The sequence below is a fragment of the Pelatocladus sp. genome, assembly GCF_059505505.1.
In genome coordinates, this window is the sequence record NZ_JCACKS010000109.1 from 1 (window position 1) to 20,192 (window position 20,192).

Sequence of the window (20,192 nt, forward strand, 5' to 3'; positions counted from 1 at the left end):
AAACTCAAAAATAAAGGCGACGCTGTCATCACAATTTAAATGCATAACAGCTTACTGGGTTCATTGATTGCGGAGCTGAAACCGGAAAAATCTAGTGAATAAAAATGAAGATATGCAAAGATCATGCTGATAGTGAAAGCTGCTTAATAACCTGATTCAAAAGACTAAAGCTGCTAATACTCTTTGATTAAGTACTCAGACGCTATTAATTACTTAGCCGTTGAAGCTTGGGAAGATTACTGATCACTTGAGCAGCTTCTTTTAATTTGTTTTCTTGAATCAAAGTCTCTGCTAAACCTAACCTAGCAACAGGTATAGCCGGATTAAGTTGAATCGCTTGTTCAAAAGCATCTCTAGCGGCTTTATATTCCTCTTTTTCTAAGTAAATACGACCCAACTTAATATAGGCAAGCACAAATTTAGGGTTTAGACTCAAAGCATTATTGAGTTCTGTGACAGCTTCTGATAACTTCCCTTTGTTTTTATATGCTTCTGCCATAAGCAAGTGAGCTAGAGACATTTGAGGATTTAAGCTCAAAGCAAATCTCAATCTCTGTATGGCAGTATCATATTGCTTTTGTTCTATACACACTTGAGCAATACCCACCTGAGCTGGCGCAGACTTAGGATCTAAATTGAGAACATTCTCAAATTGTTCCAAAGCATGACTTAGCTTACCTTGTTTTAAATAAACACGTCCGACATTTAGTGGAGCCTCAGCCATCAGAGGATCTATTTGCATTACCGCCAAAAAATGATGCAAAGCGTCCTGGTAATGTTTCTGTTTCAGATAAATATTTCCAGCAGCTAAATGAGCATGAACTGAGTCGGAATTAGTTTGTAAAACCGTTGTCAATTCTGCTAAAGCTTCATTAAAACGTCCTTCTTTTGCTAAAGCCGCACTCAGTTGCAATCGCTCTTGCTCAGTTAAAACTGTTGGTTCATCTTGCTTCAACCGTTTGATGCTGGGAGTAAACTTGTACATAGCCCTTCTGTTCTAGCTTGATCAAAACTTTAGATATACTTTCTTCTAAGCTTTCTAAATCGGTTCTACACTCTATATCTGCATTTAATGGTGGTTCGTAGGGGTCATCAATCCCGGTAAAGTTTTTAATTTGCCCAGAGCGAGCCTTTTGATAAAGCCCTTTAACATCTCTGCGTTCACATACATCTAACGGTGCATTTACATAAACTTCAACAAAATTGTCAATACGCTGCCGCATTTCTTCACGAACGTCTCGATAAGGTGAAATCGCTGAAACTAGGACAATCACACCATTACGAGACAGCAGACTGGCAACGAAACCCACACGGCGCACGTTTTCATCCCGATCTCTCTTGCTGAATCCCAAATCCTTGGTGAGATTTCGACGCACTACATCTCCATCTAACAGTTCAACTTTATAACCTTGGGAACGCAGTATTTTCTCTAAAGTACTGCTAATTGTGGTCTTACCTGCACCACTTAAGCCGGTAAACCATACGGTAACACCGAGGTGCTGACGCTTACTCAATTCCATACTATTGTTGGTAACTACCTGATTCATCCTCAAAACCTTAGAGTTATTTCAGCAAGTTTGATAACTTGGTGATTTTTAATACTTTTGCTGTGGATTACCAACACCTGAGTTTTTAAATTTATATATTTTTTTGATTTTTTTGACAAAAAGATCACACATACTTTAAAAACTAGGTTTCAGTAACAGTATATACTGTAACCTCGAAACGTTTTTGAAATTTTTAGTTTCGATAAAGTTTTGGTTAAGTATTTATACGAGACTTTTTTGACATTTGGCACTATATTTTGTTCAATGCTACAAAATTTATTAGTAATCAGGGGTGTCTAAGTTTGCAAGAGAGTAAAGTAACCTAAGCATTTTTACTAGAGTTACTATCAATACTTACTTATCCTGAAATATATATCATGAGTCAATTTATCTGTCTATCTATAAGTCCTATTGACCTCGCCCATTCTGGCATAGCTGTCGCTACCAGCCGTGCAGGTGGTATTGGTATTCTAGACAGAGAATTTTGTCAGAATTCAAAACAAGCAAGTGACAATTTAGACCAACTATTGACTTTAATAAATCCTAGTCAATCTGTAGGGCTACGTTTATCATCTGCTCAGGTTGCTTCTAGTCATGCACTGTTAACACGTCTGAGCAATCAACCTCATTGGTTAATCCTGTGTGGCTGGCATCCAAAAACATTAGGAGAAGTTGTAGGATCACTACCAACAGGGCGATCGCGTCAACTTTTATTAGAAATTACAGATGTCGAACAAGCTCAAGCTTTAGATTCTCACGCACAGCAAATTAATATAGATGGCTTAGTTGCTCGTGGACATGAAAGCGGAGGATGGGTAGGTGAAGATTCCGCTTTTATTTTATTACAGAAACTCTTAAGCATTCAGTCACGACCAGTCTATGTACAAGGTGGAATTGGAATTCACACAGCAGCAGCTTGCCGTGCCGCCGGAGCGGCTGGTGTAGTATTGGATGACCAACTGTGGCTGATGACAGAATCACCTCTACCCCAGGAATGGCAACATCATCTAAGTAATCTCAATGGTCAAGAAGCGATAGTAGTGGGCGAAAGGCTCAATGCTGGTTGTCGTGTATTGTCCCGTCCAAGCTTTCGAGTCATTACCAATCTACAGCAACTTGCCGAGCAAATAGAAGTAGAAAACGACGGTTGTGCTAATGGTGTTCAAAATTGGCAACAACAAGCGCAACCATTAATCGGTTGGGGTGAACCAGGAAAACTTGCTTGGCCGATAGGACAAGCAGTAGGATTAGCAGCAAAATTCCGCGATCGCTACTCCACAATTGGCAAACTGATTCAAGCATTATTCCAACAAACTCAAGAACAACTCAAAATAGCCCAACAACTGCGTCCCTTGGATGCCAAGTCACCTTTAGCAATATCCCATAGCACAGAATATCCAATTGTTCAAGGCCCGATGACACGGGTGAGCGATACCGCAGAGTTTGCCAATGCAGTTTCCCAAGCCGGAGGACTGCCATTGTTAGCTTTGGCACTGATGCGTGGTTCGCAAGTACGCAGCTTACTGCAAAAAACCCAGCAATTATTAGGTAATCGACCTTGGGGAATTGGAATGCTGGGTTTTGTTTCCCACGCCTTGCGGGAAGAACAAATTCAAGCCGTGAAAGAATTTCAGCCGGAGTTTGCTTTGATTGCAGGTGGACGCCCTGATCAAGCAGCCCATTTTGAAGCCCAAGGAATTGCTACCTATATCCATGTTCCCGCCCCACGCCTCTTAAAAATGTTTCTGGAACAAGGAGCAAGACGCTTTGTATTTGAAGGTCGCGAATGTGGTGGTCATGTTGGTCCTTTGAGTAGTTTTGTTCTTTGGGAAAGCATGATTTCCACTTTGTTAGCAGATGTAGAACCAGGTAAAGAATCAGAGATACATATTCTATTTGCTGGCGGTATTCATGATGCCCGTTCCGCAGCTATGATCTCTGCCATGACTGCACCTTTAGTAGAACGAGGGATGCGGATTGGGGTGCTGATGGGAACAGCATATTTATTTACCCAAGAAGCAGTTAGCTGTGGTGCGATCGTCCCGAAATTTCAAGAACAAGCCCTAGTATGTAACCGCACAATCAACTTAGAAACTGGGCCTGGACACGCTAGTCGTTGTGTTGTCACTCCCTTTGCCCAAGAATTTTACACCACACGACGACAAATGCTTGCAGCAGGTAATCCACCAGAGGAAATCAAAGACACCTTAGAAAATTTAACTCTAGGACGGTTACGCGTTGCTTCCAAAGGATTGCAGCGCACAGCAGATGGTCAGGTGCAAACTGTGGATGAAGCACAACAACTGACTGATGGCATGTATATGATCGGGCAAGTCGCGACTTTACGCCACCAAGTTTGTACTGTGCGGGAATTGCACCAAGATGTATCGGAAATTGGTACTAAGCTGTTAATGTCTGCATTCGTAGAACAAGATGTAGAAGAAGTCAGTACTCGTCCTTCAGATATTGCCATTATTGGTATAGGGACATTGTTACCCCAAGCTCAGTATCCTGAAATCTTCTGGAAAAACATTCTCCGCAAAGTCGATGCGATTACAGAAATTCCTACCCAGCGTTGGGATTGGCGACTATACTATGATCCTGACCGTAACGCCAGAGATAAAATTTATTCTAAATGGGGTGGATTCCTAGAAGATGTACCTTTTGATCCACTGCGTTTTGGAATTCCACCCAAATCTTTAAAATCGATTGAACCAGTACAACTACTGGCACTAGAGACAGTACGGCGAGCCTTAGAAGATGCAGGCTACGAATCTGGTAGCTTTGATCGTGAGCATACTTCTGTGATTCTGGGAGCAGGTGGTGGAATTGCAGATTTAGGTCAGCAATATGCTACCCGTTGTGAAATTCCCCGGATGGTTGGTAAAACTTCACCAGAAGTCTGGGATCGCTTACCAGAATGGACGGAAGAATCTTTTCCCGGTTTGTTGTTGAATGTAATTGCAGGTCGAGTCGCCAATCGTTTTGATTTTGGTGGTTACAATTTCACAGTTGATGCTGCTTGTGCTTCTTCTTTAGCAGCGTTGGATTTAGCAGTCAAAGAACTCGAAAGTGGACGTAGTAATGTAGCGATCGCAGGTGGAGTTGATACCGTTCAAAGTCCCTTTACTTACTTCTGCTTTAGCAAAACTCAGGCTCTTTCACCACGGGGAAAATCGCGGACATTTGACAAAACAGCAGATGGAATTGCTATTAGTGAAGGTCTAGCCGTCGTTGTACTCAAACGCCTCGCCGACGCCGAACGAGATGGCGATCGCATTTACGGCGTGATCAAAGCCGTCGCCAGTTCCAGTGATGGTAAAGCTTTGGGGATGACAGCCCCTTTACCTGCTGGACAAATGCGGGCTTTAAGACGTGCCTACAACAAAGCTGGCTTTTCACCCAATACCTTGGGGTTATACGAAGCTCATGGTACAGGTACAGCAGCAGGTGATCAAGCAGAGCTAGAAACTGTGATCAGTATCTTAAAGGAAAATCAAGCTACTTGCAAATCCTGTGCGATCGGCTCAGTCAAAACCTCCATCGGTCACACCAAGAGTACGGCGGGAATTGCTGGTGTGATTAAAGCCGTTTTGGCACTACATCACAAAGTCAAACCCCCACACATGAATGTTGATACACCCCTCGACCCAATAATAGATGGTGAAAGCCCAGTGTATCTACCCAAAGAAGCCCAGCCTTGGCTAGCCCATCCCGATTACCCCCGTCGTGCTAGTGTGAGTGCTTTTGGTTTTGGTGGCACAAATTTTCACGCAGTTTTAGAAGAATATCAAGGTAATTGGCAAGCGATCGCCCCAGGAAGTCATACATGGCCGTGCGAATTATTTGTCTTCCGTGGCGAAAACCGTGCAGCATTGACTCAAGTAGCCAAATCATTGTTGACAGCCTTGAGTAATGGTGCAGAGCCACGTTTACAGGATCTTGCTCACAGTTATGCTCAACGCGCCCAAGCACAAAACAACCAGAGTGCTTGTTTGGCAATTGTAGCTGAGAGTTTGTCAAACTTACGAACAGATTTGGAAATAGCGATCGCCTACTTAGAGAATCGTCACTCGCAAACCTTACCACCTCATATTCAGTTTGGCATGGCAGACCCTCAAGCCAATCAGCAGATTGCCTTTTTGTTTCCAGGACAAGCGTCACAATATTCTGGCATGGTTCGAGAAGTCGGGATGTATTTCAATGAAATGCGTCACACTTTCGAGTTTGCAGATCGCCAATTGCGCCACTGCTTCCCTAAGTTACTTAGTGAGTACGTATATCCACCCAGTCCCTACAGCGAAGACGCAGAAAAGCAAAACAATCAACTGCTAATGGACACCAGTGTTGCCCAACCTGCAATTGGTGCGGTGGAAGCAGGTTTCATGGATTTGGTAGCTAGGCTAGAACTAGAGCCAGTGATGGTTGGTGGACACAGCTTTGGCGAGTACGCCGCCCTTCACGCGGCGGGAGTTTTATCCAGAGAAGACTTTTTTAACTTAGCTGCAACTAGAGGACGGGTGATGGCACAAGCCTGTGCTAATTCTATAGGAGCCATGGCCGCAGTTCAGACTAGCCGCGAAGATTTACTCGTACGGCTGCGGGATTTTGAGGGAGTAGTGATTGCTAACCAAAATTCTCCCCGTCAATCGGTAATTTCTGGAGACAAACGGGTTGTCCAACAGGTAGTAGATAGTTTCAAAGCTGCTGGGATTACAGCTCGGATGTTACCAGTTTCGGGTGCTTTTCACTCGGCTTTCGTAGCATCTGCCCAAGCTGACCTAGCAGTACCAATTGCTACTGTCACCATGCATTCTCCCCGCATCCCCGTTTACTCCAACTCTACAGCTTGTCCCTACAGTTCAAATATTCATGAAATCCGTAGCCAGTTAGCCGGACATTTACTTAAAACAGTAGAGTTCTTGAGTCAAATTAATACCATGTATGCCGACGGAGCGCGGATTTTTGTAGAACTTGGACCAAAAAATATTCTCACTAACCTAGTCGGTCAAATCCTCGCACAAAAAGAACACACTGCTGTGTCCTTAGATGGACTAGGTGGGGGATTGCGTGGTTTATTGATGACTTTGGGGACATTGTTCGTTCGTGGTGTCCACATTAAGTTAACAGCTTTATTCGATGGTCGTGATGTCAAAGACCTAAATTTATCCAAGTTGGTCGAATTAACACAAAAACCCGTTTTACCTGCAACAGCTTGGTTAATTAATGGCGGTAGTGCTAGACCACAAAATCAAACAGTTGGTTACACAGGTAAATTACCACCTTTGAATCAACAAACAGTTGCGATCGCATCATTATCTGAATTAGCAAAATCTCCAGTCCCTACCAAAAAACCAGAAATCCCAATGAATCAATCGGCTATACCATCCACTCCAAATAACGTTCAGAATTTAAATAGTAATTCATCGCATTTTTCCGCTCCTGTAAACACACCTCAAAATCAGCCAGCTATAGGATCAGGTATCTTGCAAGCCTACCAAGCTTACCAAGAAACTATGCGTAAGTTCTTGGCAGTCCAAGAACAAGTGATGAGTCAGTTACTGGCGACACCCGCACCTTCTACTACTCCCATCCCACAGCGTAGACAACCAGAAAATCATTTACCAGCAACTCCACAACCTGTCGTTGTTCAGTCAAAAAACGGTTACACCCATCCTTTGACACCCAACACTAACGGTAAGCAAGAGCAGATTTTACCTGTCACACACCCTACCACACCTGTTGCACCACCACAACCAGTAACCCCAGTGCAGGAGATAACAGTTAAACAAGTACCAGCACCCTTATCTTCTACTCAGTCCTTGAGCGATCGCACCAGTTTAACTCAGACTTTATTAGAATTGGTCAGTGAACGTACAGGTTATCCCGCAGAGATGTTGGGACTTGACCAAGATATGGAAGCAGAACTGGGTATTGACTCAATTAAGCGAGTCGAAATTTTGGGAGCATTCAACCAAGCTTTACCAGCCAACCTTGCAGAGAGCGTTCGTCAGCAAATGGAACAGTTGACTAGAGTCAAATCTCTCAACGGTATTGTCGATCAAATCTTAGAAAATCTCCAACCTGCGGTTGCAACAACTGCAAGTATCTCGACTAAATCTGTCGATAAATCGTTAAATCAAGCCGAACTCACTCAGACTTTATTACAACTAGTGAGCGATCGCACAGGTTATCCCATAGATATGTTGGGATTAGACCAAGATTTAGAAGCAGAATTGGGTATTGATTCGATTAAGCGAGTCGAAATCTTAGGCGCGCTACAAAAAAGTTTACCTCAGTCCCTAGCGGCTAGTGTCCAGACACGCATGGAAAATTTGACCCGTGTGAAATCCCTCAACAGTATTGTTGAACAAATTCTGGCAATCTCAGCACAGGAGAACAGCCTGGGAAAGTCTCTAACTCAGTTGCAAGCATCCCACGCTACGTGATGCAACCACAGTTAGAAGCTTTACCCTTACAGCAGCTTACTTCACTTACAGGTTTATTCTTAATTACTGAAGATGGACTATCAGTAGCTTCTCATGTTGCCACAGCATTGCAACAAAAAGGAGCCACCACAGCCATTCTCAACACCTCCACCTTAGCTGAACCAGAAAAACTAGAGAACGCGATCGCTCAATTACGACAACTTCACGGTTCTGTCACCGGAATTGTACATCTCGCTCCCCTCGCTACCATTGATCTACCCGAAACTCTACCTGACTGGCGACAAATCACCCAGATTCAGTCCAAGAGTCTATTTCAATTACTACATCTGTGTGCTGCTGACTTACAACAAGCAGGACAAAAACAACTCGGTTGCGTAATAGCAGCTTCTTTACTGGGAGGATATTTCGGTCGCCAGGGTGAAGACGATTCTGGTTTACCTACAGGCGGTAGTAATACTGGTTTGCTTAAAACCTTGGTGACTGAATGGCCTGGGGTTCGAGCCAAAGCCATTGACTTTGACACCAGCCTATCTCCTGCTAGTATTGCCGAGCAGATTGTCAATGAGTTACTCAGTAGTGGTCGTTTAGAAGTGGGCTATCCCCAAGGTGAGCGAACCATTTTCCAAACTGTGACAGCGACTTTGACGAAGGGAAATCTACCCGCACGGCTAACTCCCAATAAAAGTTGGGTGATTTTAGTTACAGGTGGAGCAAGAGGAATTACTGCTGAAGTTGCTCAGGATTTAGCAAAATATGGCTTAACACTGGTGATCACAGGAAGAACCGCAGAGCCAGCAATAGAAACCGCAAAGACAGCAGGTATTGAAGATATTACCGTACTGCGGCAAGTATTACTGCAAAAAGCGCGGAATTTGGGTTTAACCCCGACACCAATGCAGATAGAGCGACAACTACAAGATTTGTTACGCGATCGCGCCATTGCTAACAACCTCAAACAGTTTCGCCAAGCTGGCGCTCAGATAGAGTATTTAACAGTGGATGTCAGAAATGCGGAAGAGTTTGGTGCTGCAATTAACAATATTTATACTCATTATGGTCGCTTAGATGCGGTGATTCATGGTGCTGGTATCATCGAAGACAAGCTCATTGCTGACAAAAGCTTTGCATCCTTAGAGCGGGTTTTTGATACCAAAGTAGATAGTACCTTTTTGTTGTACCGCTATCTCAGACCAGAATCCCTGAAATTGCTTGTCTTGTTTAGCTCTGTTGCGGGGCGCTATGGTAATCGCGGTCAATCTGATTATGCTGCTGCTAATGAAGTGATGAATCGCTTTGCTTGGCGTATGGATCGCTCTTGGTCAAATACACGGGTTGTAGCGATCAACTGGGGACCTTGGGATACAACTGGTATGGCTTCAGAAGAAGTCAAAAATCAATTCCGAGAACGTGGTATAATTCCTATCCCCTTAGCCGCAGGTCGTCAGTTATTTGTTGACGAATTGTATTATGGACGCAAAGGTGAAGCCGAGGTAGTTGCAGGGGAAGGACCTTGGGAAGCCTACGAAGGAGCGGGGAAAGGGGATCGGGGAACGGGGAATAGGGAACAGATAAGGGATAAATATCTGTATCTTTTATTACCATCTCCACCACAACTGCAACTCAACGGTACTGTCACTCTCGAACACACCTTTTCTCTATCAAATGACCCCTATTTAGAAGATCATTGCTTAGATGGTAAACCCGTTCTCCCTGCGGCGGCGGCTTTGGAGTGGTTCGTTGAATTTGTCCAGTCAGCTTGGCCGGAATGGCAAGTGAATGAAGTTTGTCAACTCAGAGCTTTGCGGGGTTTAGTACTAGATACAGAAGCAGGTAAAAAAGTTTTGTTTCAGGCTCGTGCTTCTAGCCATGCTGATTCTGAATCCTTACAGGTAGCAGCAGAAATCATTGATCTAGAACTCAACCTGCCATTTTATCGAGCTTCGGTGATTCTGCGTCCCCAACTAGAAGAACCATTGGCAAGCGAAATTTTACTATTATCTTCCGGACAAAAGTTACAACCTACTGTAGCGTATGATACGTACTTGTTTCATGGTCAACGTTTCCAGTTAATCACAGCCATTGATCGGGTAAATAATGTGGGTATTGATGCCCACGTTATACCTAGCCGACCGACGGCGTGGTTAAACAGTCAACCAGTGGCTAATTGGTTATTTGACCCTGGCTTGATTGATGTGGCTCCTCAGTTAGCGATTGTGTGGGCGCGATCGCAACGGGGAACTACTGCTTTACCTACCCGATTTGGTAGCGTCAAGCGTTTTGGTCAATCAATACCCCATAGCCAACTCCAGATTGCTTTGCGAGTCAATCACTTTGATGATCACAGCCTAAATTACGATGCTGTTTTTATCGATGAAAACGGCTATGTACGCTTCCATCTCAAGGACATTGAGAGTACTTGCAACACTGCTCTGAATCGTTTAGGGAAAACTAGGGGTGTGGGGGTGTAAGGTTTAGTAGGAATTTTGGGGGTGTGCGTAAAAAATTTCGGTCTACTTTAAGGATATAGATTTCAAAAAACTCTTTTTTCCTCTTACCCCCCTACACCCCCATACCCTCTACGGATAGCATAAATGTTTAAGCGGACATTATATGATTGTGTCAAATTCATCTCCCGATATTGCCATTGTTGGTATGTCTGCCTTATTTCCTGGAGCCAAGGATCTGCGTACATACTGGCAAAATATTTTAAATCAGGTTAATGCTGTTCGGGATGCACCTGATAAGTGGGCAAAGCCTTATTTTGACCCTGATTCAACAGCAAATGACCGCATTTACACTCGTAAAAGTGGTTTTTTAGGAGATTTAGCTGAATTCAATCCTCTAGAATTCGGGATTATGCCGAGTTCGGTGGATGGTGGGGAACCAGATCATTTTCTGGCTCTTAAACTTGCGTGGGAAGCACTGCAAGATGCTGACTATATTGATCGCCCCTTCAACCGAGAAAAAACAGGTATTATTCTGGGTCGTGGGACTTACATTAATCGAGGCTACAACACACTGTTGCAACATGGTCAGATTGTAGATCAGACCTTGGATTTGCTGAGGCAATTGCATCCAGATTTAGATGAAAATACTTTAAATGACATTCGCAAACAGCTAAAAGCCAGCCTACCACCTTTCACACCGGAAATGGCACCAGGATTAGTGCCGAATGTAATAACAGGCCGCATTGCTAATCGCCTCAACTTGATGGGGCCTAATTACATTATTGATGCAGCTTGCGCTTCTTCTTTGATTGCTGTAGAACTGGCGATGAAAGAGCTATTAAGCGATCGCTGTGACATGGTTTTAGCGGGGGGTGTTCATGCTTCAACCCCACCACAAATTAACATGATTTTCTGTCAGCTAGGCACTTTGTCTCGCAGCAGTATTAAACCTTTTGACAGCAAGGCGAGTGGGACGCTGCTGGGGGAAGGTTTGGGAATTTTAGTTTTGAAACGGTTAGGCGATGCACAAAAAGATGGCGATCGCATTTATGCGGTGATCAAAGGTGTTGGTAGTTCTAGTGATGGCAAGGCTTTGGGATTTTTAGCGCCGCGTTTGGAAGGAGAAGTACTAGCCCTCCAACGCGCCTACCAAGAAAGTAGTGTTGATCCGACTACAGTTGGCATGATCGAAGCACATGGTACAGGAATTGCCTTGGGAGATCAAACAGAAGTACGTTCCTTAACCCAAATTTTTGGTCAACGCCAGGAGCAACTACCCAAGTGTGCTTTGGGTTCTGTGAAATCAATGATTGGTCACTGCATTCCCGCATCTGGTGCCGCAGGGATGATTAAAACTGCGTTGGCATTATACCATAAAATTTTGCCACCTACACTGTGTGATGAAGTTAATCCTGCGCTAGAAATCGAAAAAACTCCTTTTTATATCAATACTCAGGCTCGCCCTTGGATTCATGGCGATCGCTCTACACCGAGAAGGGCGGGTGTCAATTCTTTTGGGTTTGGTGGTATTAATGCTCATGCAGTTTTAGAAGAGTATCCCAGCCAAGCTGTACAATCAACTAAGTTATTGCACCAACAATGGGCTACAGAACTGCTATTGTTTTCCGGTGAGCATCGAGCAGCTTTGCTAGAGTCTATTCACCAAATTCAACAACTTCTGCAAAATCATCCCCAAGTAACTCTGGCGGAAATTGCCTACACTCTATCAACTCAATCTATCGCTTCCCATCGTTTGGCTGTAGTCGCCAAAGATATTCCAGAATTGCAGAAAAAACTTAGCCAAGCGGCGGAGAAATTACAAAATTCTGCAAAAAGCCGATTACAAACTCGCAACGGTATTTACTATGCAGAAGTTGATGCCAATGTCAATCCTGGTAAGACAGCCTTTATATTTCCTGGTGAAGGATCGCAGTATCCCCAAATGTTGGCTGATTTGTGCCTTTATTTCCCGCAAGTACGCGAGTGGTTTGACTTCTTAGACGCGACCTTTAGTGAGAGACGGGCTTGTTTACCCAGCCAGCTAATTTTTCTGCCACCCACCAGCTTAACCCAAACAGAACGTCACCACGCCCAGCAACGACTATTTGGTATGGATGTCGCTTCGGAAACGGTGTTTACTGCCAGCATGGCATTATACGAATTGCTATGTAATTTGGGTGTTCACTGTGATGTCATGGTGGGACACAGTACAGGTGAGAATGCAGCATTGATTGCTTCTGGAACAGTTCGCCTGTCTGATCGGATGGAATTAATGTCCAAAATGCGCCATCTCAATCAGATTTACCTAGATTTAGAGGTGGGAAACAATATTCCCAAGGGCGCACTTTTGACGGTTGGGGCGATCGCACCTGAGATTTTGCAACAAGTCTTAGATGAGTTTGATGGTCGTTTACATTTGGCGATGGACAATTGTCCAAATCAGGTGGTTTTATTTGGTAGTGTCAATGATATTGATGCAGTCACCAGTAAGTTACAAGCAATGGGTGGTATCTGTACCCGTTTGCCCTTTGATCGTGCCTATCATACATCCTTGTTTGCACCTGTAGGGACTGCTTTTCTGGAATTCTACAACGATTTGGAGATCAATTCTGGTTATACACCTCTTTATAGTTGTGCAACTGCGGCACCATTTCCTGATGAACCGGGAGAAATTCGGGCGTTAGCAGCACAACAGTGGTCTAGTCAGGTGCGTTTTCGAGAAACAGTTTTCCAACTTTATGAACAGGGAGTGAAAAACTTTATTGAAGTTGGACCTAGTAGTAATCTGACTGGCTTTGTCAGTGATATTCTTCATGGTAGAGAACACCAAGCCATAGCCAGCAACAGTCAACGACTATCCGGCTTGGAACAGATTCAGCATTTGCTAGGACGGCTATTTGTTAATGGTAATGGTGTGGATACAAGCGCGTTGTACTTGCATCGACAAGTTAACCTTATAAGCTTAGATACGACAATGCAAGTTGGCGAAACTCCAAAACCTAGCCCGGTTCTGGAAATGACAATGCCGATCATGCAGTTGCAACCCGATTTTGTCAATCATGTCCGAGAAAAGTTGCAAACAAGCAAGAGTGAATCTGTTTCTAATTTGGGTGCGATCGCATCAATTCCACCCAACCCACCCACAAAAGTTTCTACAAATGCAGAGGAAACCAATTTAAAAAATGATTACGACAGATCGATTGACACAGTCCAGACACACCAAGCAATTCCCAATCCAAAATCGGATCAAGAAGATCAGCGCTTATCAATTGTTTTAGATCACTTTAACTTGATGCAAGAATTCCTTGATAGTCAAGCACGGATGATGAGCGCGCTACATTCTCACCTGGCTGGTGTAGACAATGGGCTAATTGATGATTTTGTCAATAGGTCTTTAGCACTACCAGATATAAATAATTGGCAATTATCCAGGTTTGATGAAACTTTTCCCCTATTAGGTGAGATTCTTCAGCATGATAGCCAGTATCTTGAGTGCCAACGTCGCTTTGATATGCAGCGAGATATTTTTCTCTACGACCATACTATTGGCGGTCAAGTATCTCAAAGACATTTAGACTTGTTTCCCCTACCTGTGATTCCGTTCACTGTGAGTATGGAAACCCTGGCGGAAGCAGCAGTTTATTTGCTGGGTCAAGATAAAGTCGTGGTTGGACTTTATGATCTGCGTGGTTATCGCTGGCTAGCTCTTGATCGTGGTGAACTAACTCTCAAGATTAAAGCACAATTACAACCCCAATCAGATCTGCAAACTTGGGAAGTTAAGGTACAACTGTTTCAAGTTGGACAAAGCACTACTATCGATCACTTGGTATTTGAGGGTAATGTCCGTCTAGCATATCAATTTCCAATATTCCCTGCACCACAACCTTTTCATCTTGAACGACCTGCACCTTCCCGTTGGTCTGATACCGATTTGTACTGCACTGGGATGTTCCATGGCCCGCGTTTTCAAGGTGTGAAACACATTCGCCAATGGGGTTTGCAGGGTATCGAAGCTGATTTGGAAGCGATCGCCATTCAAGATTTCTTTAGTCATACCCAACAGCCAGTTTTCCAAATTGATGCAGGTTTACTTGATGCTGCTGGACAATTAGTCGGGTACTGGGTTTCAGAACAGTTTGGCACTGATTTTAATGTTTTCCCCTTCCAAGTACGCGCATTCCATCAGTATGTCTCACCTCTACCACCCAACAGTGCGGTATTATGTCGCGGCTTAATGCATTTTACTAGTGAGTGGCAAACTGAAGCTAGCTTTGATTTTCTTGATACCACAGGTCGGGTCATCGCTCGCTTGGAAGGATGGCAAGATCGTTACTTCAGTGTGCCACACAAATATTACCAATGTCGCTTGCATCCCCAAACTGCTTATTTATCAGACGCTTGGCTGCAAGCAGAAACTCAAATGATCATACGGCGGATTGAACCGTTCCCAGAGCATTTTCTCGATGATTCTTGGAGTATTTGGAAACGTGTTTTAGCACATTTGATGCTTAATGATTCAGAACGAGATTTCTGGTACAATCTACTACAAAAAGGTACAGAACGCACGGATTGGTTGATTAGTTGTATTGCTGCTAAAGATGCCATCCGTCAATGGGCAAAGCAAAACTTTAATTTGCAACTTGCCCCTATTGATATCGAAGTTATCAGCACTACCACAGGTAAACTTGTTGTCCGTTGTCCAGAATTAGAGGCGATGGCGGGAGTTTTGCCAAATATTGCCATTAGTCACGATCAAGGTTTTGTCGTCGCAGCGATCGCGCACTCAGGAAAATCCATCGGTATTGTCAATACGAGGGATCGGGGAGCGGGGAACGGGGACAAGGGAGAAATTTCTCCCAATGACCAATGACCAATGACCAATGACTAATGACCAATGACCAATGACCAATGACCAATGACCAATGACCAATGTCTTATGCAAGTCATAGATTTTTCTGTTCAATCAACAATTCTTGAGATTCTCCAAGACATTATCCAAGACTGGGATTTGGAAGCAGATGAGATCAGTCTCGAAACCGAGTTAGTCGCAGACCTCAGTTTTGCTTCTATCGATATCATTCATTTTGTTGTTGCGATAGAAGACCATTTCAAGCAGAAATTCGGGTTTGCTCAATTATTGATGCAGGATGGTCGCTATGTTGATGACCTGAGTGTAGAGCAAATCGTGAATTTTGTTTCTAAGCAATTAAATGGAGGGATGCGATGACAAAAACACTATTTATTGGATTAGACGGCGCGACTTTTACCGTGATCAATGAGATGACTCGCAACCTACCGGATGTAGGTGTGACGATGCCTTTTTTGAAACAATTTATTGAAAAGGGTGCGCGGGCAAAATTGCTTTCTACTCCCAATCCTCTGACTCCTCCAGCTTGGGTTTCGATTATGACAGGTCGTACACCGGGAAATCACGGAGTATATGATTTTATCCGCGCTGAAGAAAAAGCTGGAGATGTTTACTTTACGCTGTATGATGCCAGAGATATTCGTACAGAAACTATTTGGGCGATCGCTAGTCGGCAAAATTGCACTGTTGTAGCTTTAAACTTCCCCTTCACTGCTCCACCCCTACCTATTAATGGAGCTTTAGTCCCAGGTTTTGTACCGTGGAAACACTTACGCCGCAACACAACTCCAGCAAATTTGTACGATCGCCTCAAGGAAATTCCAGATTTTGACCCCAAGGAATTAGCTTGGGATTTTGACCGTGAAAAACAAACTTTGGAGGTGATGACCGATGAGGATTTAGAAAACTGGGTTCGCTATCACATCCCCCGCGATGAACAGTGGTTCCGAATAGCCGAAAAACTTCTCAAAGAAGATAATCCTGATTTGATGGCAGTATTGTTTGATGGTGTAGACAAACTCCAGCACCAAATCTGGATGTTTCTCGATCCTGCTTTGATAAGCGCTAATCCTTCTCCTTGGCAAAAACGGATGCGGGAACTATGTTTAGAGTATTTCCGCAAGTTAGATACTTATATTCAACGCTTGGTAGAACTTGCTGGTCCTGAAACTCAAGTATTTATGGCTTCAGACCACGGCTTTACAGCTACAACAGAAGTGGTTCGCATCAATACCTTTCTACACGAAAAAGGTTATCTAGTATGGAAGGAAACAGACGATTCCCAAGCCAGTAATAGACGTGAATCAAGTTGGTTTGCCAATCTAGATTGGGATAAAACTCTCGCATACTGTCGTACTCCCTCCAGCAACGGTATAACAATTCGTGTAGCTGAAAAACCAGGAAATCCAGGTATTCAACCTTCACAATACCAAGCCTTCCGGGAAAAACTAATTCGTGATTTGGAGAATTTCCGAGATCCAAACACAGGAGAAAGGATTATCCAAGCAATTCATAAACGCGAAGATATTTATTCAGGTGCTGCTATGCATGAAGCACCTGACTTGACTTTAGTGCTACGCGACTATGGTTTTGTCTCCATCAAAAACTACGAACCTCCAGTTGAACCACGCGAGACACCAGCAGGAACTCACCATCCTGAAGGTATTTTCTTAGCAGGAGGATATGGAATTAAATCCAACTATGAGGGAAAGCGCCAAAATGTTGTAGATGTGCCAGCAGCTTTATTATATAGTCTTAATCTTCCTGTCCCAGCAGATTTTGAAGGTTATGTACCTGAAGATTTTTTTACTGAATCTCATATGGATTTCAAACCAATAAAAATTGGTGTGTCTACCGTTATAGGTGAAGAAATAAATTCAGCAACAGGTGATATTAGTGAAGACGAAAAGGAACAAATTATTGCTCAATTACAAATGCTTGGCTACATGGAGTAAAAATTATTTTTCGCGAAGTCGGAAGTAGGAAGTCAGAAGTTGGAAGTAACTACTTTCGATTTCTGACCACTCATTTTTGGATGGTACAGAGCAAGCAGATTTATCTGTAGAGTCAATCCACAATCCAAAATTATTTAATGGTATAAGCACTCATATTTATCGGTGAGGTCAATCTAAAATCTAAAATCTAACATCTAAAATCGACTGACTTACTACTTCTCATGTATAAACCATCAGAAAATCGTTGGCGTCAAGATTTAGAAATCAAAAGAATTCCCCAAGTAGGGAAAAAACCTGTATGTTATCAAGTTAAAGTTCCAGACTCTGAGCAAATTTTTGAATTTGGTTTAGAAGAATATTTTCTCTGTCAATCAATGAATGGAGTAGTCACTCCTGCGGAAATTGTAGATAAATTTAAATCGCGTTTTCATGTTTTGATTACGGAGGCAGATTTTTTACAATTTACTCATCAAATCTCAGAGTTTAATCTGCTCGAATCATTTGCGATCGCAGAAAACATACAAGATGGTTTACAGAAAAAATTACCATTCCTAGATATCATAGGTCAAGAATCTGGTAGAGCATCATCTAATTTTAAATTTCATAACAGAGAAAAGAAAAATAAAAAAGAGCAAATTTATTTATGGTATACTACCCATCCTCATCGTTTTTTTGCAATACTGAAAAATATTTTTCAACCTTTCGGCATATTATTTAAAATCTTAATTTGGGGATTAATTCCCGGTATTCCTATCGCTTTTTTAACTTTATTTCATAATCAATTTGACTTTTGGTCTGATTATTTTGATGTCAGCAAGTCATGGTCTTATTTAGCAACTTATATATTTAATCTCATTTTTGCATCCCTAACGGCTAAGGTGGCTCAGGGGGTTGTTTTTACATCTTATGGTGGCACAGTTAGCAAGTTTGGTATGGTTCTTGCTGGTGGATTTTTACCCCGCTTTTATATTGATAGAGAGGCGATATGGAAACTCCAGCGATCAAAACAGCTGTGGACATTAGCAACTCCTGTAATTGCCAGACCTGTTTTATTTGTTTGGAGTATTTTGATATGGTACTTTCATCGTGAAACAGGAACACAATTAAGCAATTATGCACTTCTACTTGCTCACGCCAGCTTTATAGATTTTTTACTAGATGCAAGCCCTCTTTGGCCCTCTGATGGTTATGTATGGACGGCTGCTTATTTTCGCTTACCACCTGATTTATTTCAAAGGTCTTTTTTAATTTGGCAAATGCTGCTTAACCGTCGTCCTTTGCCCAAATCATTATCTAATAAACAAAAACTAGGACTGCAACTATTTTTTGTCGGATCAGCAATTTTTACATTATTAATGTTCTTTATTATTATATCTTCTACTGCCCATGGTTTAGCAGTAAACTTTTTAGATATTTTCGGTAATGGTACAGGTTATATAATTTTATTCACCTTGTTGGTGCTAGCTTTACGCCAACCAGTATCTAGGTTTTGGAAAAACAAAAATAATTCACTAACAAAAAATATGATTACATCAGCAAAAGAATCAACATATCCAAATGAAAAAATCGGTAAATCATGGTTGAGTACAGTTTTAAAAGGACTAACAATGGTTGGTGGTGGTGTAGTTCTTCTATTACCCTACCCTTACCGTTCTGGTGGTCAAATTAAATTAACAACTTCCAAACAACAGCAAATGCAAGCTGAAGTAGATGGAAAAATTACACGAGTTTTTTTCAAGGGTGGTGACGGTAATTGGGTAAAAGCCGGAACTGTAGTTGCAGTGATGGAATCTCCTGAAGTCAACAATGAATTCTCTCAAACACAAGAGCAGATAAACTCTCGACAAGCCGATTTAAGAAAACAACAAGCTGAATTAAGTCAACTGCTATCTACTCCTAAAAAAGAAGATGTAGATTTAGCTCAACAGCAAGTAGAAGTTGCTAAACAACAAATGGAAACTTCTAAACAAAAAGTAAAAGTTGCCGAACAACAAATAGAAGTATCTAGAAAATCACTTCGGACTGCTATTATTAAATCAGAATTTAGCATTCGCGAAGCTGAGAGATTTAAATATTTATTACAACAAGGTGCTTATTCTCAACAACAATATGAGGATGCTGATAGGCGTGCTACGACAGAAATGAACACAGCAGAAGAAATTAAACAGGATATAGAAAAAGCAAAACAAAGTTTACAAGAAGCCAAAGAAGATGTATTAGTAAAATTACAAAATATCAGACAAGTAGAGGCAAATTTAAATCTAGTGAAAAGTGGTCCATACCCACAGGAAATTGAAGCTGCTCGTGAGGAAGTAGTCGCTACAAATGCAGAAATTCAGCGCCTCAGACAAGAACTAAATTATCTCAATAATAAGATGAGGCGTACTATCTTAAAAATGCCATTTGATGGATATATAGCAACTTCGGAATTGCAACAAAAAGTGGGTAGATACCTGGAGCAAGGTGATACATTTGCAACTGTAGAAAATTCTCGTAATATTTATGGAGAACTGCAAATACCCGAATATGAAGTCAGTGAAATCATATCTAATGGGAAAGTTGAAGTGAAATTATCTGCATATCCAAATGAATCTTTGATTGGCCGTGTAGTTTCAATTCAACCTGTAACAACAACTGATGACTCATCAAGCAAAACTTCTACTAGTGCAGAATCAGGTAAAACAGTAGAATCTTCAAACCCACATTCTGGTCAAGTTGTCAAGGTAGTAGTAGAGATACCTAAAACAGACAAGATATTAAAATCTGGAATGTCTGGATATGCAAAAATTGAGGGTAGAACTATGCCAGTTATCCTCGCTTTTACTCGTCCAATTGTGCGATTTATCCAAATTGAAATGTGGTCATGGATACCTTAAATTTTTTATTGTAATTTAAAGTTTTTTCTAGAAAATCAGGTAAATAAA

8 protein-coding genes are annotated in these 20,192 nt (G+C 42.3%); 6 read left to right on the forward strand and 2 right to left on the reverse strand.

What is annotated here, in order from left to right:
• Positions 1 to 205: 205 nt before the first annotated feature.
• Both AC5JMK_RS10260 and cysC read right to left on the reverse strand, forming a co-directional pair.
• Positions 206 to 985 (reverse strand): tetratricopeptide repeat protein, encoded by a 780-nt coding sequence (locus AC5JMK_RS10260; protein WP_096675014.1) that lies wholly within the window; start codon positions 983 to 985, stop codon positions 206 to 208.
• Positions 942 to 1,547: an adenylyl-sulfate kinase gene (gene cysC / locus AC5JMK_RS10265; protein ID WP_096675013.1), complete on the reverse strand. Its 606-nt coding sequence runs from the start codon at positions 1,545 to 1,547 to the stop codon at positions 942 to 944. Before cysC ends, AC5JMK_RS10260 begins: the two co-directional genes overlap by 44 nt.
• 377 nt (positions 1,548 to 1,924) lie before the next feature.
• Here cysC and AC5JMK_RS10270 point away from each other — a divergent pair, with 377 nt between their 5' ends.
• The 6 genes from AC5JMK_RS10270 to AC5JMK_RS10295 all read left to right on the forward strand — a co-directional run bounded on the left by AC5JMK_RS10270 (position 1,925) and on the right by AC5JMK_RS10295 (position 20,144).
• Positions 1,925 to 7,996, forward strand: coding sequence for a beta-ketoacyl synthase N-terminal-like domain-containing protein (locus AC5JMK_RS10270; RefSeq protein WP_495910012.1), 6,072 nt, complete (start codon positions 1,925 to 1,927; stop codon positions 7,994 to 7,996).
• Positions 7,996 to 10,464 carry an SDR family NAD(P)-dependent oxidoreductase gene (locus AC5JMK_RS10275; protein WP_495910013.1) on the forward strand — a complete coding sequence of 823 codons (2,469 nt, stop codon included), beginning with the start codon at positions 7,996 to 7,998 and terminating at the stop codon, positions 10,462 to 10,464. Before AC5JMK_RS10270 ends, AC5JMK_RS10275 begins: the two co-directional genes overlap by 1 nt.
• A 142-nt stretch (positions 10,465 to 10,606) precedes the next feature.
• Complete coding sequence (locus tag AC5JMK_RS10280; protein ID WP_495910014.1) at positions 10,607 to 15,316, forward strand: type I polyketide synthase; 4,710 nt, start codon at positions 10,607 to 10,609, stop codon at positions 15,314 to 15,316.
• A gap of 45 nt (positions 15,317 to 15,361) precedes the next feature.
• Positions 15,362 to 15,673, forward strand: coding sequence for an acyl carrier protein (locus AC5JMK_RS10285; RefSeq protein WP_495910015.1), 312 nt, complete (start codon positions 15,362 to 15,364; stop codon positions 15,671 to 15,673).
• Positions 15,670 to 17,268: an alkaline phosphatase family protein gene (locus AC5JMK_RS10290; RefSeq protein ID WP_096675008.1), complete on the forward strand. Its 1,599-nt coding sequence runs from the start codon at positions 15,670 to 15,672 to the stop codon at positions 17,266 to 17,268. The genes AC5JMK_RS10285 and AC5JMK_RS10290 overlap by 4 nt, the downstream gene beginning before the upstream one ends.
• Positions 17,269 to 17,489: 221 nt before the next feature.
• Entirely contained in the window at positions 17,490 to 20,144 is a 2,655-nt protein-coding gene (locus tag AC5JMK_RS10295; protein WP_495910016.1) for an HlyD family secretion protein, read from the forward strand.
• Positions 20,145 to 20,192: the final 48 nt, after the last annotated feature.